The organism is Streptomyces sp. NPDC006544 (genome assembly GCF_040611715.1).
Taxonomy (GTDB): domain Bacteria; phylum Actinomycetota; class Actinomycetes; order Streptomycetales; family Streptomycetaceae; genus Streptomyces.
On record NZ_JBEXOV010000078.1, the window covers coordinates 14,033 to 34,853 of the forward strand.

General features: G+C 73.4%; 20 protein-coding genes and 2 pseudogenes. 12 read left to right on the plus strand and 10 right to left on the minus strand.

Translation table 11 applies throughout. The features are described 5' to 3' along the window. Positions 1-9: 9 nt before the first annotated feature. Positions 10-1,062, minus strand: a complete 1,053-nt coding sequence (locus ABZY44_RS28445; RefSeq protein ID WP_356658686.1) for an LLM class flavin-dependent oxidoreductase — start codon at positions 1,060-1,062, stop codon at positions 10-12. Between the two features lie 169 nt (positions 1,063-1,231). Here ABZY44_RS28445 and ABZY44_RS28450 point away from each other — a divergent pair, with 169 nt between their 5' ends. Then, positions 1,232-1,726 carry an HAD family acid phosphatase gene (locus tag ABZY44_RS28450; RefSeq protein ID WP_356658688.1) on the plus strand — a complete coding sequence of 165 codons (495 nt, stop codon included), beginning with the start codon at positions 1,232-1,234 and terminating at the stop codon, positions 1,724-1,726. Between the two features lie 21 nt (positions 1,727-1,747). On the opposite strand, the gene ABZY44_RS28455 is transcribed toward ABZY44_RS28450, so the two are convergent. Beyond that, complete coding sequence (locus tag ABZY44_RS28455; RefSeq protein WP_356658690.1) at positions 1,748-1,963, minus strand: dodecin; 216 nt, start codon at positions 1,961-1,963, stop codon at positions 1,748-1,750. 168 nt (positions 1,964-2,131) lie between these two features. On the opposite strand from ABZY44_RS28455, the gene ABZY44_RS28460 reads away from it, so the two are divergent. From ABZY44_RS28460 to ABZY44_RS28470, 3 genes and pseudogenes are all read left to right on the plus strand, one after another. Further along, a complete protein-coding gene (locus tag ABZY44_RS28460; RefSeq protein ID WP_356658692.1) occupies positions 2,132-3,391 on the plus strand; it encodes an extracellular solute-binding protein in 1,260 nt (419 codons plus the stop codon). A 174-nt stretch (positions 3,392-3,565) separates the two neighbouring features. Beyond that, positions 3,566-4,348: a GNAT family N-acyltransferase gene (locus tag ABZY44_RS28465; protein WP_356658694.1), complete on the plus strand. Its 783-nt coding sequence runs from the start codon at positions 3,566-3,568 to the stop codon at positions 4,346-4,348. Continuing rightward, a pseudogene (locus tag ABZY44_RS28470) lies at positions 4,345-4,926 on the plus strand (lysophospholipid acyltransferase family protein); the annotation flags it as partial. The gene ABZY44_RS28465 and the pseudogene ABZY44_RS28470, both read left to right, overlap by 4 nt. A gap of 209 nt (positions 4,927-5,135) precedes the next feature. Here ABZY44_RS28470 and egtD read toward each other — a convergent pair. Genes egtD through egtA form a run of 4 tightly spaced genes read right to left on the minus strand, consistent with a single transcriptional unit; the run spans position 5,136 to position 9,599 of the window. Then, on the minus strand, positions 5,136-6,179 hold the full coding sequence (egtD, locus tag ABZY44_RS28475) for an L-histidine N(alpha)-methyltransferase (protein WP_356658696.1): 1,044 nt from the start codon (positions 6,177-6,179) through the stop codon (positions 5,136-5,138). Continuing rightward, a complete protein-coding gene (egtC, locus tag ABZY44_RS28480) occupies positions 6,176-6,964 on the minus strand; it encodes an ergothioneine biosynthesis protein EgtC (protein WP_356658698.1) in 789 nt (262 codons plus the stop codon). Before egtC ends, egtD begins: the two co-directional genes overlap by 4 nt. Next, positions 6,964-8,319 (minus strand): ergothioneine biosynthesis protein EgtB, encoded by a 1,356-nt coding sequence (gene egtB, locus ABZY44_RS28485; RefSeq protein WP_356658700.1) that lies wholly within the window; start codon positions 8,317-8,319, stop codon positions 6,964-6,966. The genes egtC and egtB overlap by 1 nt, the downstream gene beginning before the upstream one ends. After that, positions 8,316-9,599 (minus strand): ergothioneine biosynthesis glutamate--cysteine ligase EgtA, encoded by a 1,284-nt coding sequence (gene egtA, locus ABZY44_RS28490; protein WP_356658702.1) that lies wholly within the window; start codon positions 9,597-9,599, stop codon positions 8,316-8,318. Before egtA ends, egtB begins: the two co-directional genes overlap by 4 nt. A 108-nt stretch (positions 9,600-9,707) precedes the next feature. On the opposite strand from egtA, the gene ABZY44_RS28495 reads away from it, so the two are divergent. Then, a complete protein-coding gene (locus ABZY44_RS28495) occupies positions 9,708-10,538 on the plus strand; it encodes a TIGR02452 family protein (protein ID WP_356658704.1) in 831 nt (276 codons plus the stop codon). An 80-nt stretch (positions 10,539-10,618) separates the two neighbouring features. On the opposite strand, the gene ABZY44_RS28500 is transcribed toward ABZY44_RS28495, so the two are convergent. From ABZY44_RS28500 to ABZY44_RS28510, 3 genes and pseudogenes are all read right to left on the minus strand, one after another. Further along, positions 10,619-11,110 (minus strand): type II toxin-antitoxin system PemK/MazF family toxin, encoded by a 492-nt coding sequence (locus tag ABZY44_RS28500; RefSeq protein WP_356658706.1) that lies wholly within the window; start codon positions 11,108-11,110, stop codon positions 10,619-10,621. Between the two features lie 75 nt (positions 11,111-11,185). Next, a pseudogene (locus ABZY44_RS28505) lies at positions 11,186-11,417 on the minus strand (alpha/beta hydrolase); the annotation flags it as partial. A gap of 81 nt (positions 11,418-11,498) precedes the next feature. Next, positions 11,499-11,717 (minus strand): hypothetical protein, encoded by a 219-nt coding sequence (locus tag ABZY44_RS28510; RefSeq protein WP_356658724.1) that lies wholly within the window; start codon positions 11,715-11,717, stop codon positions 11,499-11,501. On the opposite strand from ABZY44_RS28510, the gene ABZY44_RS28515 reads away from it, so the two are divergent. From ABZY44_RS28515 to ABZY44_RS28540, 6 genes are all read left to right on the plus strand, one after another. Continuing rightward, on the plus strand, positions 11,647-12,636 hold the full coding sequence (locus ABZY44_RS28515; RefSeq protein ID WP_356658722.1) for a LacI family DNA-binding transcriptional regulator: 990 nt from the start codon (positions 11,647-11,649) through the stop codon (positions 12,634-12,636). The genes ABZY44_RS28510 and ABZY44_RS28515 overlap by 71 nt on opposite strands. Before the next feature lie 320 nt (positions 12,637-12,956). Continuing rightward, a complete protein-coding gene (locus tag ABZY44_RS28520) occupies positions 12,957-14,156 on the plus strand; it encodes a thiolase family protein (RefSeq protein ID WP_356658708.1) in 1,200 nt (399 codons plus the stop codon). A 161-nt stretch (positions 14,157-14,317) separates the two neighbouring features. After that, positions 14,318-14,737, plus strand: coding sequence for a thioredoxin family protein (locus tag ABZY44_RS28525; protein WP_356658710.1), 420 nt, complete (start codon positions 14,318-14,320; stop codon positions 14,735-14,737). A gap of 37 nt (positions 14,738-14,774) precedes the next feature. Further along, a complete protein-coding gene (locus tag ABZY44_RS28530; protein ID WP_356658712.1) occupies positions 14,775-16,205 on the plus strand; it encodes an NAD(P)/FAD-dependent oxidoreductase in 1,431 nt (476 codons plus the stop codon). 100 nt (positions 16,206-16,305) lie between these two features. Beyond that, entirely contained in the window at positions 16,306-16,704 is a 399-nt protein-coding gene (locus ABZY44_RS28535; RefSeq protein WP_356658714.1) for a DUF4440 domain-containing protein, read from the plus strand. A 33-nt stretch (positions 16,705-16,737) separates the two neighbouring features. Further along, the gene (locus tag ABZY44_RS28540; RefSeq protein ID WP_356658716.1) at positions 16,738-17,502 is read left to right on the plus strand and encodes a phosphodiesterase; all 765 of its coding nucleotides are present in this window, start codon (positions 16,738-16,740) and stop codon (positions 17,500-17,502) included. Here the strand turns inward: ABZY44_RS28540 and ABZY44_RS28545 are convergent. Continuing rightward, the gene (locus ABZY44_RS28545) at positions 17,475-17,774 is read right to left on the minus strand and encodes a DUF2087 domain-containing protein (RefSeq protein ID WP_356658718.1); all 300 of its coding nucleotides are present in this window, start codon (positions 17,772-17,774) and stop codon (positions 17,475-17,477) included. The genes ABZY44_RS28540 and ABZY44_RS28545 overlap by 28 nt on opposite strands. Positions 17,775-17,974: 200 nt before the next feature. Here ABZY44_RS28545 and ABZY44_RS28550 point away from each other — a divergent pair, with 200 nt between their 5' ends. Beyond that, a complete protein-coding gene (locus tag ABZY44_RS28550; RefSeq protein WP_356658720.1) occupies positions 17,975-20,725 on the plus strand; it encodes a penicillin acylase family protein in 2,751 nt (916 codons plus the stop codon). Positions 20,726-20,821 lie beyond the last annotated feature (96 nt).

The following is a 20,821-nucleotide window of genomic DNA, read 5'->3' on the forward strand; positions in this document are numbered from 1 at the left end:
CGTCCTAGTTTAGTGGCCGGGATCCCCGGGCCGCCCCGTGAGGTCCGTGTCACCGGTGAGGCCTGAGAGACCTGAGAGGCCCGTGAGGCGGGCGAGCCTTTCGAACGAGTCCAGCAGGGCCGTCCGGTCGTACGTGGAGGTGGTGATCAGCAGCTCGTCCGCCCCGGTCAGCTCCGCGACCTCGGCGAGCTCCGACGCGACCTGCTCCTCCGTGCCGTGGACGTGCCCTTCCAGGGCGCCCTCGAACAGCTCCCGCTCCTTCGGGGTCATGGCGAGCGCCTCGATCTCCTCGGCCGGGCGCAGTGGCGGGAAGCTGCCCCGGGTGCGGGACTGGGCCACCGCCCAGGCCTCCGGTACCAGGATCCTGCGGGCGGCCTCGGCGGTGGCGGCCACCGCGACCGTCCCGGAGGCCACGACGTAGGGCTCGGCGCCCCACGAGGAGGGCCGGAACTCCTTGCGGTACCCCTCGACGACCTCCACCACCCGCGCGCGGGTCCGCAGGTCACCGACCACCAGCGGCAGCCCGGCGCGGGCCGCGATCGCGGCCCCCTCGCCGGTGGCCAGCACGTAGGGCGGGATCCGCAGCCCTTCCGCCGGACGGGCGTGGACCTGCGGGTGCGCCCGCTGGGAGCCGTCGATCCAGCCCAGCAGTTCCGCGAGCTGCTCCTCGAACCGGTCTGCGTCCCCGGTGCCGCGGCCCAGCGCGCGCCGGATCCCGCCCGTGAAGCCCACGGAGCGGCCGAGACCCATGTCGATCCGGCCGGGGAAGAGCGAGGCGAGGACCCCGAACTGCTCCGCGACGACCAGCGGCTGGTGGTTGGGCAGCATCACGCCGCCCGTTCCGACGCGGATCCGTCCGGTGGCGCCGGCGACGGCGGCGGCCAGCACGGTCGGCGCGGAGCCGGCGACTCCGGGCACGCTGTGGTGCTCGGAGACCCAGAACCGGTGGTAGCCGAGCCGCTCGGCGGCGCGGGCGAGCTCCACCGTGTCCCGCAGGGCCTCCGGGGCCGGGTGCCCGGTACGGGTGCGGGAGCGGTCGAGTATCGAGAGTTTCCGGATCACATCCTGGTCAACGTCAGGGGCGCCCCAGGATTCCCGGTGATCCGCCGGGGCGATCGGGGGAGGGGCGATCAAGAGGTGCCCGAGGTGATACCCCGGGGCACCCGGCGTGCCGCCCGGCCGGCGGACCCGGGGCGCCGGGGCGGCCGGGGCGGCTGTCTAGGCTGACGGGGTGACCGAGACTCAGAACCGCAAGCCCCTGGCCGTCTTCGACATCGACAACACCCTGGCCGACACGGACCACCGCCAGCGCTTCCTGGAGCGCCGGCCCCGTGACTGGAACGGGTTCTTCGGCGCGGCGCAGGCCGATCCGCCGCTCGCGCGCGGGGTCGCGCTGGCGGTGGAGAGCGCGGCCGACTGCGAGGTCGTTTACCTGACCGGCCGCCCCGAGCGGTGCCGCGCGGACACCGTCGACTGGCTGGCCCGGCACGGGCTGCCCGAGGGGCGCCTGTGGATGCGCGGTGACCAGGACCGGCGGCCGGCCCGGACGACCAAGCTGGAGGTGCTCCGGCGGATCGCGCGGGGCCGGGAGGTCCGGATGCTCGTGGACGACGACGAGCTGGTGTGCCAGGCGGCGCGTGCGGCGGGGTTCCGCGTGGTCCTCGCGGACTGGGCGGCGCGGGCGCCGGAACTCAAGGAGGCGCAGGAGGGCGAGGGCCGTACCTGAGACCTCGGGGCTCGACGCCCCTCACTCCTCGCCGTCGAGCCGGAATCCGACCTTCAGCCCGACCTGGTAGTGCGCGATCTCGCCGTTCTCGATGTGGCCCCTGATCTGGGTCACCTCGAGCCAGTCGAGGTTGTGCAGGGTTTCGCCCGCGCGGCCGATGCCGTTGCGAATGGCCTGGTCGATGCCCTCGTGGGACGTGCCCACGATTTCGGTCACCCGGTACGTGTGATTCGACATGGAGCTCTCTCCCGACACTGGGTGGCAGTTGCCTTGTTCCACGGTGCCCCACTAAGTCCGGGTCCGCGAACTTTGCGCGGACAATCACGAGCCGAACCCCCTTGACCCGCTCATTGGTCCATGCCAATTTCAAGCCATCTGAGATCCGTCCCCAGAAGGTGGCTTTTCGTGAAGATGCGCTTCCTCGCCGTGTCCACCGCTCTCGCGGCCGCGATCGCCCTCACCGGGTGCGGTCTGGCCGGATCGGCAGGAGGTCCGCAGAAGGTGACGCTCTGGCTGATGAAGGGGAGCGCGTCGGAGGACTTCATCGCCCGGTTCACCAGCTCGTTCGAGCAGGAGCACCCGGGCGTCGACCTCGACGTCCGGATCCAGGAGTGGACGGGCATCGGGGGCAAGATCAACGCCGTGCTGGCCGGCACCAGCAAGGAGAAGGCCGACGTCATCGAGGTCGGCAACACCCAGGTCGCCCAGTACGTGGAGGGCGGAGGCGTCTCCGAACTCACCCTGGAGGCCCTGCGGGAGTGGGACGGCAAGGACTGGCTGAAGGGTCTCGCGGACCCCGGCAGCGTCAACGGCGCCCAGTTCGGCGTCCCCTGGTACGCCGCCAACCGCGTGGTGATCTACAACAAGGACCTGTTCGCGAACGCCGGGATCAAGGCCCCGATCAGAACGCGACAGGAGTGGATCCAGGCGACCCAGAAGCTCGACAAGGGCAGCCAGCAGGGCATCTACCTCGCCGGGCAGAACTGGTACGTGCTCTCCGGTTTCGTCTGGGACGAGGGCGGCGAGCTCGCCCTCGAGACGAGCGGCCAGTGGCTCGGCACCCTCGACGACGAGAAGGCGCTGGCCGGCATGGAGTTCTACAAGCAGCTCCAGGGTCTCGGCGACGGCCCCAAGGACGCCGACGAGGAGACGCCCCCGCAGTCCGAGGTCTTCGCCCGGGGAGGGATCGCGCAGATCATCGCCCCGCCCGGCCAGGCGGCCGCCATCGAGGCGGCCAACCCGGCGCTCAAGGGCAAGCTCGGCTTCTTCCCCATCCCCGGCAAGACCGCGGACAAGCCGGGTGCGGTCTTCACCGGCGGATCGGACCTGATCATCCCGGCGAAGACGGGACAGCGGAGCAACGCCGTCAACGTGATCACGGCCCTGGTCAGCGAGAAGTGGCAGACCGAACTGGCCCGCACGATGAGCTACGTACCGAACAAGACCACCCTCGCGCACGTCGTCGAGGGCAACGAGGGCGCCACCGCGATGGCCGCCGGCGCGGCCCAGGGCCGCGCCACCCCGAAGTCCGCCCGCTGGGCCGAGGTCGAGGCTGACAACCCGATCAAGCCGTTCATGACGGCGGTCCTCACCGGCCAGGAACCCCAGGCGGCCGCGAAGACGGCCTCGGACACCATCAGCAAGGTCCTCAGCTCCGACCGCTGACCGCCGACCACCGACCGCCGGGGGCGCCAGGAACGCCGACGGCCCGCCGAGTTCAGCGTTCGCACATCCGAGGGCCGCGACCCGGTCATGTCGAATCCAGCCTTGCACGGAAGAAGTAGAGGAGCCAGGCCATACCGGCCGGCCTGGCTCTCCGTGCCCGGATCAGGAGCCGCCATGACCATCGCCCCCCTGTCCCCGTCCGTCCTCCCCCTCCCCGAGGCCCCGGCCGCCCCCCGTTACGCCGTTCGCCTCGCCCGCGACGAGGCCGAGGTGCGCGCCGCCCAGCGGCTGCGCCACCAGGTCTTCGCCGGCGAGCTCGGCGCACGCCTCGACGGCCCCGAGCCGGGCCTCGACTCCGACGCCTTCGACGCGTACTGCGACCACCTCGTCGTCGTCGACGAGGAGACCGAGCAGGTCGTCGGCACCTACCGGCTGCTGCCCCCCGAGCGTGCCGCCATCGCCGGACGCCTCTACTCCGAGGGCGAGTTCGACCTCTCCGCGCTCGCCCCCGTCCGGCCCGACCTGGTGGAGGTCGGCCGCTCCTGCGTCCACCCCGACCACCGCAACGGCGCCGTCATCGCCCTCATCTGGGCCGGCCTCGCCCGCTACATGGACCGCTCCGGGCACAACTGGCTGGCAGGCTGCTGCTCGATACCGCTCTCCGACGGCGGGGTCCTCGCCGCGGCCACCCGCGAGAACGTCCTCACCCGCAGCCTCGCCCCCGCCGAGTACCGCGTCACCCCGCACCTCCCCTGGACACCCGAGGGCATCGCCGTTCCCGGCCGCATGGAGTTGCCCCCGCTGCTGCGCGGCTACCTCCGCCTCGGCGCCTGGGTCTGCGGCGAGCCCGCCCTCGACGCCGAGTTCGGCTGCGCCGACCTGTACGTCCTGCTCTCCCTGCGCCGCACCAACCCCCGCTACCTCAAGCACTTCCTCTCGCTCGCCCCGGCCGCATGAACGCCTGGCTGCCGACCTCGCCCTGCACCCCCGCGGTCTGCGCCGACCACGACGGCCCCACGGCGAGCGTCCCACGCGCCGTCCTGCGGCTCGGCGCCGCCCTCGCCCTGGTCCTGCTCGGGATCCTGGGCGCCCCGCCGCTGCGCCTGCTGCCGCAGCGGCCCCGGGACGTGGCCGTACGGGCCTGGGCGACCGCGCTGCTGGGCGCCTTCGGGCTGCGGATCACCGTGCACGGGAGCCCCGGCCCGAGTGGCGGCCGCCTCGTCGTCGCCAACCACATCTCCTGGCTCGACATCCCCCTCGTCGCCGCCGTCATGCCCTCCCGGATGCTGGCCAAGAGCGACATCCGCACCTGGCCCGTGCTCGGGCCGCTCTCCCGGCAGGCCGGGACCCTGTTCATCGAACGCGACCGGATCCGCGCCCTGCCCGACACGGTGGCGACGGTCGCGCGCGCCCTGCTCGCGGGTGACCGCGTCACCGTCTACCCCGAGGGGTCCACCTGGTGCGGGCGCGCCCAAGGGCCCTTCCGGCGCGCCGTGTTCCAGGCCGCACTGGACGCACGGGTGCCCGTCCAGCCGGTACGGATCTCCTACCTGCTCGGCGACACGGGAGCGGCTGGAGAGAGCCCCGCGGGGCCGGCCGGGGCGCCCGCCTTCGTCGGGGACGACTCGCTGGCCGCCTCGCTGTGGCGGATCGCACGGGCCCGCGGCGTACGCGCCGAGGTGCGGCTGCTGCCGCGGATCCCGCCGGGCCGGTACGCGCACCGGCGGGACCTCACGGCAGCCGCTCAGGCCGCGGTGTGCGGCGCGCCGGAGCCCGCGGCGCGGCCCGTGCTCCCGGGCGTACCCGCCCAGCCGTCCGTGCCGATGCCGTCGGCCACCGACAGGGACAGGGCGAAGCGACCCGCGGCGTCCGTCCACCAATGGGTCAAGTCGAGCCCCGCCGCGGCGAGTTCCTTCTGGACTCCCTCCTGACGGAACTTCGCCGAGATCTCCGTCAAGATCTCCTCACCCGCCTCGAACCGCACCTCCAGATCCAGCGCCCTGATCTTCACCACCACCTGCTCCCGGGCCCGCAGCCGCATCTCGATCCACTCGTGCTCCCGGTTCCACACCGCCACGTGCGAGAAGTCGGCGGTGTGGAAGTCCGCCCCCAACTCCCGGTCGATGACGTTCAGTACGTTCTTGTCGAACTCCGCCGTCACCCCTTGCGCGTCGTCGTACGCCGCCACCAGCACGGCCTCGTCCTTCACCAGGTCCGTCCCCATGAGCAGGGCGTCCCCCGGCGACAGCATCGCCCGCACGTCCGCGAGGAACACGGCGCGCTCCGCGGGCAGCAGATTGCCGATCGTGCCGCCCAGGAACACCACGAGCCGCGGTCCGGGCGTGTCGGGCAACCGCATCGGCCGCGTGAAATCGGCCAGGAGCGCGTGCACCCGTAGCCCCGGATGCTCCGCGAGCAGCGCCTCGGCCGCTCCGGTCAGCGCGCTCTCGCTCACGTCCACCGGTACGTACGTGTCCAGCGCGGGCATCGCCTCGATCAGGTGCCGGGTCTTCTCCGAGGAGCCGGAACCCAGCTCCACCAAGGTGCGGGCGCCGCTCACCGAGGCGATCTCCTGCGCCCGTTCCAGCAGGATCTCCCGCTCGGCGCGCGTCGGGTAGTACTCGGGCAACCGGGTGATCTCCTCGAAGAGTTCACTGCCCCGCGCGTCGTAGAGCCACTTGGGCGGCAGCGTCTTGGGGCTCCGGGTCAGCCCGTGCAGCACGTCCGTGCGCAGCGCCGCGTCGGCGGCGTGCTCGTCGAGCGTGCGGGTCACTCGGAAGTCGTTCACAGGCCTTCGTCTCCTTGGTGAGGGGCGCCGGCGGGGACCTCCGTCAAGGAGACGAGATCGACCCGCGTGCGGGTGGCGGTCAGCAGGGTCCGGTCGGGGACTTCGCACCAGCGCTGGTCGTCGTCGTAGGGCTCCGACGCCACCACGACGCGCCGGGCTTCCGGGTCGGCCAGGTACCAGAGGGAATCCCCCCAGGCCGTCGCCGCGATCGTCCGGCCGTCGGTCAGCAACAGGTTCAGCCTGGAGCCGGGGGCGGCCGCCGCCAGCTCGCGGACCGGCGCGGCGAGCGCCGCACCGAGACCGTCCCCCTCGCGCAGCCGGTGCAGGACCAGCGCCCAGATCAGCGCCGAGTCCGTCGTGGCGGCCAGCGAGAGCAGTTCCCGGGGCGGCAGCGCGGCCGCGAGCGGTGCGGCGGCGTCGGGCCAGTCCCGGATCACTCCGTTGTGGCTGAACAGCCAGCGCCCCTCGGCGAACGGCGCGGCCGCCGCTTCCCCGTCCGCCCCGGCGCGCGTGGCGTCGCGGACGGCGGCCAGTACGGCCCCGCTGCGGACCACGCGCGCGAGGTCGGCGAAGGTCAGGTCGCCCCAGACCGGACCGGCCCGCCGGTAGCGGGCGGGCACCGGATCGCCCTGCGCGTACCAGCCGATGCCGAAGCCGTCGGCGTTGATCGTGCCGTGGCGCTGGCGACGGGGTTCCCAGGACTGGCGCACGAACGAGTGCTCCGGATCGCTCAGCAGCCGTCCGAGGGTGACCGTCGGTCCCAGATAAGCAAGGTGACGGCACATCAGGCACCGCCCGCCGTCGGCGTGTTGGCGCCCGGTGCCCGCCCCGGGGCGTGCGCGCTCCGCGCGGTCCGGAATCCGGAGAAGATCTGCCGGCGCACCGGCAGGTCCCAGTTGCGGAAGGTGCCCCGGCAGGCCACCTGGTCCACGGCGAAGGAGCCGCCGCGCAGCACCTTGTGCTCCGGACCGAAGAACACCTCCGAGTACTCCCGGTAGGGGAACGCGCGGAAGCCGGGATAGGGCAGGAAGTCGGAGGAGGTCCACTCCCACACGTCACCGATCAGCTGGCGCACCCCCAGGGGAGAGGCACCCGCCGGGTACGCGCCCGCGCGGGCCGGCCGCAGATGGCGCTGGCCCAGGTTGGCGTGCGCCGGGGTGGGGTCCGCGTCGCCCCACGGATAGCGTGTGGAGCGGCCGGTCGCCGGATCGTGGCGGGCGGCCTTCTCCCACTCCGCCTCGGTGGGCAGCCTGCGCCCGGCCCAGCGGGCGTACGCGTCGGCCTCGTACCAGCTGACGTGCAGCACCGGCTCGTCCCCGGGCACCGGCTCGGTGACCCCGAAGCGGCGGCGCAGCCACGTACCGCCCTCACGGCGCCAGAAGAGCGGGGCCTCGATGCCGTGCCCGCGGATCTGCTCCCAGCCCTCGGCCGCCCACCACCGCTCCTCGCGGTAGCCGCCGTCCGCCATGAACGCCTGGTACGCGGCGTTGGTCACCGGCACCGTGTCGATCCAGAACGCGTCGACCTCGCGGACGTGCCCGGGACGTTCGTTGTCCAGCGACCACGGCTCGGCGGAGGTGCCCATCGTGAACGGGCCACCGGGTACGAGGACTTCGGCCGCGGAGGGTGGTGGGCCCTGGGGCGGGTCCGGTTCGGGGGCCGCCAGTACGGGCGCTCCCCGGCGCAACTGGTGGGTGATCAGCATCGTTTCGTCGTGCTGCTGTTCGTGCTGCGCGATCATCCCGAAGACGTAGCCCCCGTCCAGGAGGGCGGTGCCCTCCAGCGGTGTGCGCTCCAGGAGGTCGAAGACCCGCCCGCGCACCTCGGCGGCGTAGCGGCGGGCCTCGTCCGGGGCCAGGAGGGGCAACTTGGGCCGCTCCGACCGGGGATGCTCGAAAGCGTCGTAGAGCGGGTCTATCTCGGGGTGCATGGACTCGCGTCCGGCCACGTTGCGCAGCAGCCAGAGCTCCTCCATGTTCCCGATGTGGGCGAGGTCCCACACCAGCGGCGACATGAGGGGAGAGTGCTGGGCCGTCAGGTCCCCGTCGGGGACGGCGTCGGTGAGGCCGGCCGTGCGCAGCCGCGCGGCGGCCAGCGCGGCGGCGGCCCGCTCGCGCAGGGGTTCCGGTCCGGTGGTCATGAACGGGCCTCCTCGCCGGTCGGCTGCGACTGCGCGCCCGGCTCCTGTGTGAGCCGGTCGTCGGCGGGGCAGCGGCCGCGCGACACATAGCGTTCGGTGAACTCGGCCACCGTGTCCCGGACGTGGGCGCCCGCGCCCAGCCGGGGCAGCGCCTCGTTCGCGGCCCGGAAGCACGCCCGGGCGGCGGCCCTCAGCTCGGGATCGGACAGCCCGTGCCGCGCGGCGGTCCGCCACAGCGGATTGCGGGGCGCGGGATGCGCTCCGTAGGAGTCGGCGAGGCCCTTGGCCACCCGGTAGGCGGTCTCCGCCGCCTCCGGGTCGTCGAACAGGGCGTGCACGACGGCCACCGGAACCAGCCAGCCGTCGTCACCGGGCTGCGCGTCGATCATGCGCAGCTCCAGATGTCCGCGGGGCCGGACCGGCGGGAAGAGCGTGGTCAGGTGGTAGTCCAGGTCGTCCGCGGTCGGCGGGTGCGGGTCGGCGGAGCGCACCCAGTCGCGGAAGGTCAGCCCGTGCGGCACAGCCCAGGGCTCGTCCCCGTCCGCGCGCACGCACAGCACCTCGGTGTCCAGCGCCGTGCGGGTCCACGCGCCGCGCGGCTCCGCGTCCAGCGGCGGGGCGAGGGAGCGCCGGGTGTCGAGGTCGTTCCAGACGCCTTGGCGGGCGCAGCGCCAGCCGGCGTACGGGCCTTCGTGCGCGGGGGAGTTGGCGAAGGCGGCGACCAGCACGGCTCCCAGCAGGTGGGCGAGGCGCCAGCGGCGGCCGTACCCCAGGGGGCCGGGCTCCTCGTGGCCGGCGTCCACGCACACCTGCACGGACGCGGAGGCGCACATCATGGCGCGTCCGGCCGGGCCGGTACGGTCGAAGTAGGTCTCCATCGCCTGGTAGCGGGCGCTGGTCAGCATCCGGCGGTACGGCAGGCGCGGATCCTGGCCCAGGCCGCGCAGGACCAGGCCCTGAGTGCGCAGGACGCCCCGTACGGACGCCAGATCGGCCTGGAGGCCGTCCACGCACGCGGTGAGCGAGGCGGCGGGGGCCGAGCTCAGCTCCAGCTGGCCGCCGGGCTCGACGGTGACGACGGAGCCCAGGGGCAGCGCGCGGGCCGCGTCGTGCGCTGCCGCCAGCCGCTCGCGGGACAGGGGGTCGCCGGGGCGTTCCGCGTCGAACACCAGCCATTCGAGCTCGGCCCCGAGCAGGCGGGGCGGACCGGTCTTGAAACAGATGCCGTGGATCAGTTCCTCGGCGGTGGCTTCGGTCAGGCGGGGTGGATCATGGGGCATGACGGGGCCCTCGTCTCGCGTCTGCGGCTTTGCCATCACCCGTGCCTACCCGTCCCTAGGGGCGCAAATCCCTTGCTTCTGCTTGCGTGAAGCGCCGAACATCACAGCATGAGCAGCAGGTTGCGCGAGATCGCGCGAGAGAACGCGGAGATCGTGGCGGCCGGCGGGTACCGGGCGCCGTCGGGGCGGCAGGTGGCGCTGGCCGCCGCCGTGGCGGAGGCCAAGGCAGGAACCAGGATATATGGACCGAATCCGGTCGTTCCAGGCGAAACGGTCCGAGTGGGGGTCGGCCGGACCGTCGTGGAGGTCACCGGCGAAAGCAGCACCGAAGCGGCCCGCAGGCTCGCGGCGGGCCACCCCGGGACGTCCGCGGTGGCCGTCCTGAACTTCGCCTCGGCCCGCAATCCCGGGGGCGGGTACGTCCGCGGGGCCAAGGCGCAGGAGGAAGCCCTGTGCCGCGCCTCGGCCCTGTACGAGACCCTCCTGGAGGCCCCGGAGTACTACGAGGTCCACCGCGCCGAGGTCAGTACCTTCTACACCGACCGGGTGATTCACTCACCCGGGGTCCCCGTTTTCCGCGACGACCGCGGCCGCCTCCTGGAGACCCCGTTCCGGGCCGGTTTCCTCACCTCCCCGGCGCCGAACGCGGGCACGATCCGCCGCCAGGAGCCGGAGCGCGTGCCCGGGATCCCCGCCGCGCTCGCGCGCCGGGCGGAGCTGGTGCTGGGGGTGGCGGCCCTGCACGGGTACCGGGACCTGGTGCTGGGCGCCTGGGGGTGCGGTGTGTTCCAGAACGACCCGTCCCAGGTGGCGGAGGCCTTCCGGGGCCTGCTGGCCGGGCGGTTCGCCGGAGTGTTCGAGCGGGTCGTGTTCGGGGTGCTGGACCGCAAGCCGCAGACGCGCGAGGCGTTCGAGAGGGTGCTGGCGGAGCTCATGTGACGGGTCCGGCCCCGGCTCCGGGCCGGCGCGGCCGCGCCCTGGCCCCGGCCGGGGCCCCGGCCGGAGCCCGGCGCCCCGGTCTAGCGCCAGCCGTACCGCTCGCGCAGCCGGTCGACCACCAGCTGGAAGCGTCCCCGGTCCAGCGCGCAGGCCTCGCGCCGCATGCCCTCCTCGTGGACGCGCAGCACCCGGTCCACGTCGACCCAGGACTCCCGGCCCGCACCGTCCCAGGGCCCGGTCCCGATGGGGACCCACTCCCTGTCGTGGTCGTGCCGCTTGCTGGACAGCTGCACGGCCAGGAGCGTGCCGCTCCCCTCCCGCGCCACGACCAGCACCGGACGGTCCTTCCCGCGTCCGTCGTTCTCCTCGAACGGGACCCAGGTCCAGACGATCTCGCCGGGGTCGGGATCCCCGTCCCGATCGGGGGCGTACGAGGTCTGCACCGGCCCGATGGCGTGCGGATCGGCCTCGGCGGTCGCGGTGACCCCGTCACGTCCGGGCTGCTCGACGTGACCGTTGCTGCCGTTGCTGCCGTTGCTGCCGTTGCTGTTGTGGTGGGAGATTGCCGTCATCCGGGTGAGGCTACTGGGTGGAACCGGGCGTTGGCGGACGTACGCGCGGTCGGGGGCCGGGCTGCGGGCCGCCGGTCAGATCCAGCCCTCGGGGGAAGCCATGAACCCCTCGAAGTCGTCCCGGTGGACGGTGTGTCCGGCGCCCGCCACCGAGCGGACCTCGAAGCCCCGCTCCACCAGGACCCGGGTCGGAGAACACGGCACGCTCCGGCTTCAGCCGTCCGACGGCGAGCGAAAGGGCGAGGCCGCCGAGGGAGTGCCCGATGGCGAGCTCCGCACCGGCCGGGAGGGACTCCACCAGGTCGTTCGGCGAAGGCCGTGGCACTCGTTTCCGGCCATCCGCGAGCCCCTGAACGCAACCGGTCTGGAAAGATGCGGCGGCAATGTCTCAGTCACCGAAGCCGCCGAAGTCACCGAACCCGCCGAACCCGCCGAACCAGTCCGAGCCGCCGTCGTCACCGGCCGCGCGGCGCGCACCGGCGAAGCGGCCCCCGCGGTCCGCCGCCGTACCGGCTCCGCCCGTACCGGCTCCGCCCGTGCCGACCAGCGCCGACGTGGCCCGCCTCGCCGGGGTGTCGCGCGCGACCGTCTCGTACGTACTGAACAACGCGGAAGCCGTACGCATCAGCGAGCCGACCCGCCGCAAGGTGCGCGAGGCCGCCGAGGAGCTGGGCTACGTACCCCACGCGGCCGCTCGCAGCCTGCGCGCCGGGCACACGCGCATCGTCCTGCTGCCCACCTCCCACGTGCCGATCGGCCCGCTGTACAGCACCTTCCTCAACGAGTTGCAGTGGGCACTGCGCCGCCTGGACTACACGGTGGTCCAGTACGGGAGCCTCGGCCTGAGCGGGGACGAGGCGGCGCGGGCCTGGGCGGAGCTGCGGCCGGTGGCGGTGATCTCCCTCGGCGAGATCGCGCTGTCGGCGCACAACGTCGCCACGCTCAAGCGGGCGGGGGCGCGCGCGGTGATAACGACGGGCCCGGACAGCGTCCCGGGGGCGCACGCGCTGGTCATGGACCAGGCGGAGGTCGGCGCGCGGGCGGCGGCGCACCTGGTGGACCGGGGACGGCGCCGGATCGGCGTCATCGTCCCGCGGGAGGAGGGGCTGGAGCTGTTCTCCACGCCCCGGCTGGAGGGCGCGCGGTCCGTCGCGCGGTCGGTGGAGGGCGCCGAGGTCGTTCCCCTCGCGATGGCCTATTCGGAGGAGTCGGCGGCGGCGCTGGCGGACCGGTGGGCCGGGCTCGGACTGGAGGCGGTGTTCGCGTACAACGACGAGTACGCGATGCTGCTGATGCGCGCGTTCCAGGACGCGGGGCTGCGGGTGCCGCAGGACGTGGCGGTCATCGGCGCGGACGACCTGCTGATCGGCAGGCTGCTGCGGCCGAGGCTCAGCACGGTCCAGATCGAGATGCCGACGGGCGAACGGCTGGCGGGGCTGGTGGACCGGGCGGTCCGGGAACCGTCGGAGGTCGTGCGCAGGCACGACCTGATGGCGGCGGTGGCGGTGGCCCGCGACTCCACGTGACGGCCCCGCCCCCGGACCGGGGACCCCGGCCGTGGGCGTGGGCGTGGCCGGGCACCGTGGCCGGGGGCCCCGTGCCGTTCCGTCGCTCGGCCCCCGTCGGGGCGGCTCCCGTGGGCGAGCGGCCCGCGCGGAGCCCCGGACCGCCGAGGACGGGCGCGGGCCCGGCGCCGTGGCATAGCCGCAGGCGGGGAGGCGTTGACACGCGGGGAGCGGCGGACGGAGACTTCGGGCGCGCCCCACAGGGCGCGGGCGGAGCGCGCGCCGTGCCGAACCGCGGCGCTGGTGAGGGCGCCGCCACCCGGCCGCCCAGGAGGGACTCCATGAGCATCCGTACCGTCCGCGACGTCTACGTCGTCGACGCCGTCCGCACCCCGATCGGCAAGTTCGGCGGCGCCCTCGCCGGGATCCGCCCCGACGACCTCGCCGCGCACGTGGTACGCGCCCTCGTGGACCGTACGCCCGCACTCGATCCGGCCCGCATCGACGACGTCGTCTTCGGCGACGCCAACGGCGCGGGGGAGGACAACCGCGACGTGGCGCGCATGGCGGTGCTGCTCGCAGGGCTGCCCGTGACCGTGCCCGGGGTGACCGTCAACCGGCTCTGCGGATCCGGTCTCGAGGCCGTGGTCCAGGCGGCCCGCGCCATCGCGCTGGGTGACGCCTCCGTCGCCATCGCGGGCGGCGTCGAGTCGATGTCCCGCGCGCCGTGGGTCGTGCAGAAGCCGGAGCGGGCCTTCCCCGCCGGGCACCAGCAGATGTGGTCCACCACCCTCGGCTGGCGGATGACCAACCCGAGGATGCCGGCCGAGTGGACCGGTTCCCTCGGCGAGGGCGCCGAGCTCGTCGCCGACAAGCACGGAATCACCCGCGCTGCGCAGGACGCCTTCGCGCTGGAGAGCCACCGCAAGGCGGCCGCCGCCTGGGCGGCGGGGCAGTACGACGCCGAGGTCGTCCCGTACGCGGATGTGGAGCTCGCGCGCGACGAGTGCATCCGGGAAGGCTCCACGGCCGAGGCGCTGGCGCGGCTGAAGCCGGCCTTCCGGAGCGACGGCACGGGGACGGTGACCGCGGCCAACGCGTCACCGCTCAACGACGGGGCCGCCGCGCTGCTGTTGACCGACGAGGAGGGTCTCGCCGCCACCGGACGGGAACCGCTGGCCCGGATCAGTACGTCCGCCGTCACCGGGATCGAGCCCCAACTCTTCGGCCTGGGACCGGTGGAGGCCGTCGAGCGCGCGCTGGCCAAGGCGGGTCGCGGTTTCGGGGACCTGACCACCTTCGAACTCAACGAGGCGTTCGCGGCGCAGGCGTTGGGCTGCCTCGCCCTGTGGCCGGGTCTGGATCCGGCCCTGGTCAACCCGCGGGGCGGTGCCATCGCCATCGGTCACCCGCTCGGAGCTTCGGGCGCCCGGCTGGCGGGCTCGGTGGCCCACCAGCTCGCGGCGGCGGGCTCGGGTACCGGTGTGGCCGCACTCTGCATCGGTGTGGGCCAGGGCATCGCTCTCGTTCTGGAGCGCTGATCCGGACCGGCGATCGCTCCGCCCTCGGCGGCGTCGCCGTCGGTGAGGTCCCCCGTGCGAGGCGGGACGGTCGAGATCGTCGGGCGGGCCAGGAATGCTTCGCGCGGGCCGTTCGTTCAGTGAGATGAAAGCGATAGGGCAATCAGGAGGGCTGGAGAACCGTGGCTACTGTCGAACTCACCAAGGAGAACTTCGATCAGACGGTGAGCGAGAACCCGTTCGTCCTGATCGACTTCTGGGCGGGCTGGTGCCGCCCCTGCCTGCAGTTCGCCCCGGTCTACGAGAAGGCCGCCGAGGCCAATCCCGACCTGGTCTTCGCCAAGGTGGACACCGAGGCGCAGCAGGAGCTGGCCGGCGCCTTCGAGATCAGCTCGATCCCGACCCTGATGATCGTCCGCGACCAGGTGGCGATCTTCGCCCAGCCCGGGGCCCTGCCGGAGGTCGCGCTCACGGACCTCATCGCGCAGGCCCGTGCCCTGGACATGGACGAGGTGCGCGCGAAGATCGCCGCGGAGAAGAACGGCGCCGCGGGCGGGGCGGCGGCGGACGGCGCCGGGGAGTCCGGCACGCCGGACGCCTGAGTGCGTGCGGGGCCCTCTCCCTGTGAGACTGGCCCGCATGACTGAAGCGGTGGAGTACGACGTAGTGGTGCTCGGTGGCGGGCCGGTGGGCGAGAACATCGTGGACCGGACCCGCGCCGCAGGGCTTCGTACGGCCCTGGTCGAGAGCGAGCTGGTGGGCGGCGAGTGCTCTTACTGGGCGTGCGTGCCCAGCAAGGCCCTGCTGCGGCCCGCGCTGGCGCGCGCGGACGCACGCCGGGTGCCCGGCCTCGCCTCGGCGGTGGGCGGGCCGCTGGACGCGCAGGCGGTGTTCGCGCACCGGGACTACTGGACCGGCAGCTGGAAGGACGACGGCCAGATCGACTGGCTGGAGTCGATCGGCGCCGATGTCTACCGGGGCCACGGCCGGCTCTACGGCGTCCGGAAGGTCACCGTGACCAGCCCCGAAGGAGAGCACCACGTGCTCTCCGCCCGGCATGCCGTCGTCGTCGCGACCGGCACCCGGGCGGTGATCCCCGACGTGCCCGGACTCGCGGAAGCCCGCCCGTGGACCAGCCGCGAGGCGACGTCCGCGCAGGAGGTTCCGGGCCGCCTCCTGATCGTCGGCGGGTCGGTCGTGGCCGCCGAGATGGCCACCGCGTGGCAGGCACTCGGATCCGCGGTGACCGTGCTCGTGCGGGGCTCCGGGCTGCTGCCCCGCATGGAGCCCTTCGCCGGGGAGCTGGTGGCCGAGGCGTTGCGCGAGGCCGGCGCGGTGGTCCGTACCGGGGTGGCCGTCGAGTCCGTCGTACGGGACGGCGCGACCGGGCCCGTCACGGTGGTGCTCGAAGGCGGTGAGACGCTGGAGGCCGACGAGCTGCTGATGGCGACCGGCCGGGCGCCGCGCACCGAGGACATCGGGCTGGACACCGTCGGCCTGGCGGCGGGCGGATGGATCGCGGTGGACGACAGCTGCCGGGTCCCGGGGATCGACTGGCTGTACGCCGTAGGCGACGTGAACCACCGTGCGCTCCTCACCCACCAGGGCAAGTACCAGGCCCGGATCGCGGGGGCCGTCATCGCGGCCCGCGCGGCGGGCGACGAGGAACTGGACACCGGCCGTTGGGGCGCGCACACGGCGACCGCCGATACGGAGGCGGTCCCGCAGGCCGTCTTCACCGACCCCGAGGCCGCGTCGGTGGGCCTGACCCTGGCCGAGGCGGAGCGGGCCGGCCACCGCGTCCGGGCCGTGGACTACGACCTGGGCAAGGTCTCCGGCGCCGGGCTGTACGCCGACGGCTACCGGGGCCGCGCCCGCATGGTGGTGGACCTGGACCGCGAGGTCCTCCTCGGTGTCACCTTCGTCGGCCCGGGCGCGGCCGAGCTCCTGCACGCGGCGACGATCGCGGTCGCCGCGCAGGTCCCGATCGACCGGCTGTGGCACGCGGTCCCGGCCTTCCCGACGATCAGCGAGATCTGGCTCAGGCTGCTGGAGACGTACAGGGGATAGCCCCGGCGGAAGCACTCGCCGCGCCCGGAACCGTCGTCCGCTCCGCATTCGACATCCGGGCAGCGGGGAGAAGGGCGCGCTCCGGTGTTACGGTCGCGCCATGTCCAGGACCGAAATAGACATGCTGACCGCCGAGTTCTTCGGCGCCTTCGACAACCGGGGCGGCCGGAGCGCCGATGTGGGCCGGATCCGCCGGTTGATGCTGCCGGGCGGTGTGATCGTCAAGTCAGGCCCGGAGTTCGCCGTCTACACCGTGGAGGAGTTCATCGCGCCGCGTGAGCGGCTGCTGGCCGACGGACGCCTGGTGGAGTTCTCCGAGTGGGAGACCTCCGGGCGGACCGAGATCGTGGGCGACATCGCGTCCCGGTTCGGCGAGTACGGCAAGTCCGGGATCCTCGACGGAGAACCGTTCGAGGGGGGCGGGACGAAGGCCATCCAGTTCGTCCGCACCCCGGACGGCTGGCGGATCGCCGCCCTCTCCTGGTACGACCAGCCCTGACCGAAGACCGACGGACAGAAGGAGCCACCGGCCGTGATCGTGATCGCCCACCTGAGCGACGTCCACCTCGACGGAGGCGACCGCGCCGCCGAGCGGACCCGCGCCGTCATGGAGTACCTGGAGGCGCTCCCGTACGCGCTCGACGCGGTGCTGGTCAGCGGGGACATCACCGATGACGGGACCGGCGCGCAGTACGAGGAGGCGCGCAAGGCCCTGGACTCGCGCCACCCCCTGATCGTCTGTCCCGGGAACCACGACGACCGCGCCGGTTTCCGGCGCGGTCTGCTGGGGGAGGAGCGGCCCTCCGCGGCCCCGGTCGACCAGGTGCTGCGCGGCGAGGGCTTCGTGCTCGCGGTGTGCGATTCGTCCGTCCCGGGCGAGCACCACGGTCACCTGGAGGACTCGACGCTGGCCTGGCTGGACGGGGTGCTCGCGGACACCCCGCGCGAAGTGCCCGTACTGGTCGCCTTCCACCACCCGCCCGTCCCGCTACACGTCCCGTACGTGGACGGGATCCGGCAGTTCGGCGAGGAGCGGCTGGCAGCGCTCGTCGAGCGGCACCCGCACGTGACGGCGTTCCTGTGCGGACACGCGCACACGGGCGCGGCGACCACGTTCGCGGGGCGGCCGCTGCTGGTGGCGCCCGGGGTCGTGTCCACGACGCGCCTCCCCTGGGAGGCGGCGTCGGGGGAGAGCGCGTACGTGCACCTCGACGAGCCGCCGGCCGTCGCCTTCCACGTCCTCGGCGAGGACGGCCGGCTGACGACGCACTACCGCGTGGTCGTGACCCGCCGGTAGCCGGATCCGTCGCGGGTACGGCTGAGGTGCCCGGCGATGACCAGGTACCGCCGCAGGGCGGCGCAGTCCTCGTGGACGGTGAGCAGCAGCTCGTTCACCTCGGGCTCCGCGTAGTCGCGGTCCACCGCGAACAGGGTCTCGGTCAGGTGGGCGAGCAACTGTTCGCGCCGGGCCGCCTTGCGCGGGATGGTCGTGAGCCGGCCGCCGGCGGTGAAGAGGTCCGAGACGCCGCGTCGCGCGCGCGGGGGAAGTTCTGTGCTGCTCTGTGACATGTCACAGAGCTTCCTCCCTGGCCGCACGCCGGGGCAACGGAATTACTGCAGCCCCGGACCGCCGCGCCCGGCCCCACACTCCGACCCGGCGCGCCCGCGGGAAACCCGGCCCAAAAGTGACGCTCGTTCATCTTACTGAGTGGTAGACCTCCCAGTACCCTCCCCCGTGACCGCTTCCTGCCCCCCACGGAGGAGCACGCATGCGACGCCCCACCCTTCGTACGCGAACTGCCGTCGCCACCGCACTCATCGCCCTCGGCGCGGCCCTGCTGACCCCGGCCGCGGCCGCCGCAGGCGCCGACGTGCCCGTACCGCTGCCCGTCGCCGACTACTGCGGCCAGCAGTGTTCGGACATCCTGCCACCCGGGCAGAGCGGCAACGCCACCCTCGCGCAGATCCTGGCGCACAAGGTGTTCGGCACGATGCCCGCCCACACGTCCGACCAACTGACCCGCTACGACTCGCTGGTGGCCGGATATCCGGCGCTCACCGACGCGAAGGTCAACGACTTCTTCAACGACGCCTCCTTCGGCGTCCCCAGCGGCCAGGTCGAGTCCACCACCAGCCCCCGCTCCGACGTCACCATCACGCGCGACAAGAAGAGCGGCGTCCCCCACATCAAGGGGACCACGCGGTACGGCACTTCCTTCGGCGCGGGCTACGCCGCGGCGCAGGACCGGCTCTGGCAGATGGACCTCTTCCGCCACGTCGGCCGCGGAGACCTGACCCCCTTCGCGGGAGGGGCCCTCGCCAACCAGGGCCTGGAACAGCAGTTCTGGCCGCAGGCCCCGTACACCGAGGCGGATCTGCAGGCCCAGGTGGACCGGATCCGGACCACCGAGGGCGAGCGCGGGCGGATCGCGATGGAGGACTCGCAGGCGTACATCGACGGCATCAACGCCTACCGCGTCCAGTCCAAGAACGGCCGCTACTTCCCCGGCGAGTACGTGCTCACCGGCCACATCGACTCCGTCACCAACGCCGGTGAGATCCAGCCCTTCAAGCTCACCGACCTGATCGCCCTCGCCTCCGTCGTCGGCGGCCTGTTCGGGGGCGGCGGGGGCGGCGAGGTGCAGGCCGCGCTCTCCCTGCTGTCCGCGCAGCAGACGTACGGCCTGGAGGAGGGCACCCGCGTCTGGGAGTCCTTCCGCGAGCGCGAGGACCCGGAAGCCGTCCTCACCGTGCACGACGGCACGCGTTTCCCGTACGCCCAGAAGCCCGCCAGTCCGCAGGGCCGGGCCCTGCCCGACGCCGGCTCGGTCACCGCGGAACCGCTCGTCTACGACCGTACGGGCTCGGCCGCGACCGCCGCGGCCGCCGATCCGCCGAAGCCGGTCAAGCAGAGCATGTCCAACGCGCTGCTGGTCTCCGGCGCGAAGACCGCGAGCGGCCACCCGGTGGCCGTGTTCGGCCCGCAGACCGGCTACCTCGCCCCTCAACTCCTCATGCTCCAGGAGCTCCAGGGTCCCGGCATCAGCGCACGCGGCGCCTCGTTCGCCGGCGTCAGCATGTACGTACAGCTCGGCCGGGGCCAGGACTACGCCTGGAGCGCCACCTCCGCGGGCCAGGACATCACCGACAGCTTCGCCGTCGAGCTGTGCGAGCCGGGCGGCGGCGCCCCCACCAAGGCGAGCACCTCCTACCTCTACCGCGGCACCTGCACGCCCATGGAGAAGCTGGAGCACACCAACGCCTGGAAGTCCTCCGTCGCCGACCCCACCCCCAACGGCTCCTACCGCATGCAGGTGTGGCGCACCCACTACGGCATCGTCACCCACCGGGCCGCCGTCGCCGGCAAGCCCGTCGCCTACACCGCGCTGCGCTCCACCTACCGCCACGAGGCCGACTCGATCATCGGCTTCCAGATGCTGAACGACCCCTCCTACGTCAAGGACGCCCGCAGCTTCCAGGAGGCGGCCCAGCACATCGGCTACGCCTTCAACTGGTTCTACGCCGACTCGCGCGAAGCGGCGTACTACAACAGCGGATCGAACCCGGTCCGGGCCGCGGGCGTCGACGCGGCGCTGCCCGTCCTGGGCGAGCGGCAGTACGAATGGCAGGGCTTCGACCCGGCCGCCAACACCGCGGACTACACCCCGCCCGCCGAGCATCCGCAGTCCATCGGGCAGGACTACTACATCAGTTGGAACAACAAGCAGGCCAAGGACTACAGCGCGGCCGGCTTCGGGATGGGCTCCGTCCACCGCGGAGACCTCATCGACCAGCGCGTCGCACCGCTCGTCGCGGCGGGCGGTGTGACCCGGGCCGAACTCACCCAGGCCATGGCGGACGCGGCCGTCACCGACCTGCGCGCCGAGAACCTGCTGCCCGAGCTGCTCGCCGTGCTGCGCGGTCAGCCGGCCACCGATCCGGCCGTCAGCGCCGCGATCGACACCCTCGCGGCCTGGCAGGCGTCGGGCGCCGAACGCAAGGAGACCGCACCCGGTTCGAAGAGGTACGCCCACGCGGACGCCATCCGGATCATGGACGCCTGGTGGCCCCTGCTCGTCGAGGCGGAGTTCAAGCCGGGCCTCGGAGCGCCGCTCTACGATGCCCTGCGCGCCTCGCTCTCCGTCGACGAGGCGCCCAACGCAGGCCACGGGCCCACCGGCGCGCACGCCGGATCGGCCTTCCAGTACGGCTGGTGGAGCTACGCGGACAAGGACCTGCGCACGGTGCTGGGCCGCCCGGTGTCGGGCCCGCTGGCCCGGGCGTACTGCGGGGGAGGCTCGCTCGCCGCGTGCCGAGACGCCATGACCGCCACGCTCAAGCAGGCGGCCGCGGCCACCCCGGCGGCCGTGTACCCGGCGGACGGTACGTGCGCCGCCGGCAACCAGTGGTGCGCGGACGCGATCGTCCAGCGTCCGGTGGGCGGCCTGGCCCATCCGCAGATCAACTGGCAGAACCGGCCCACCTATCAGCAGGTGGTGGAGTTCCCCGCGCATCGCTGAGGCCCGTTCGCACGTCGGCCCGCCCGCCCCGGAGCGCTCCGGGGCGGGCGGGGCTCCGCAAGCGGGGGCGGGCCGGGGGCGACCGGGATCTGGGGC

What these genes read in the sequence shown, in the direction of transcription:
- ABZY44_RS28535 (WP_356658714.1), top strand. Translation starts at nt 16,306, where the DNA reads ATGTCCAGGACCGAAATAGACATGCTGACCGCCGAGTTCTTCGGCGCC.
- ABZY44_RS28530 (WP_356658712.1), top strand. Translation starts at nt 14,775, where the DNA reads ATGACTGAAGCGGTGGAGTACGACGTAGTGGTGCTCGGTGGCGGGCCG.
- egtC (WP_356658698.1), bottom strand. Translation starts at nt 6,964, where the DNA reads ATGTGCCGTCACCTTGCTTATCTGGGACCGACGGTCACCCTCGGACGG.
- ABZY44_RS28455 (WP_356658690.1), bottom strand. Translation starts at nt 1,963, where the DNA reads ATGTCGAATCACACGTACCGGGTGACCGAAATCGTGGGCACGTCCCAC.
- egtB (WP_356658700.1), bottom strand. Translation starts at nt 8,319, where the DNA reads ATGACCACCGGACCGGAACCCCTGCGCGAGCGGGCCGCCGCCGCGCTG.
- ABZY44_RS28550 (WP_356658720.1), top strand. Translation starts at nt 17,975, where the DNA reads ATGCGACGCCCCACCCTTCGTACGCGAACTGCCGTCGCCACCGCACTC.
- ABZY44_RS28545 (WP_356658718.1), bottom strand. Translation starts at nt 17,774, where the DNA reads ATGTCACAGAGCAGCACAGAACTTCCCCCGCGCGCGCGACGCGGCGTC.
- ABZY44_RS28465 (WP_356658694.1), top strand. Translation starts at nt 3,566, where the DNA reads ATGACCATCGCCCCCCTGTCCCCGTCCGTCCTCCCCCTCCCCGAGGCC.
- ABZY44_RS28495 (WP_356658704.1), top strand. Translation starts at nt 9,708, where the DNA reads ATGAGCAGCAGGTTGCGCGAGATCGCGCGAGAGAACGCGGAGATCGTG.
- egtA (WP_356658702.1), bottom strand. Translation starts at nt 9,599, where the DNA reads ATGCCCCATGATCCACCCCGCCTGACCGAAGCCACCGCCGAGGAACTG.
- ABZY44_RS28500 (WP_356658706.1), bottom strand. Translation starts at nt 11,110, where the DNA reads ATGACGGCAATCTCCCACCACAACAGCAACGGCAGCAACGGCAGCAAC.
- ABZY44_RS28520 (WP_356658708.1), top strand. Translation starts at nt 12,957, where the DNA reads ATGAGCATCCGTACCGTCCGCGACGTCTACGTCGTCGACGCCGTCCGC.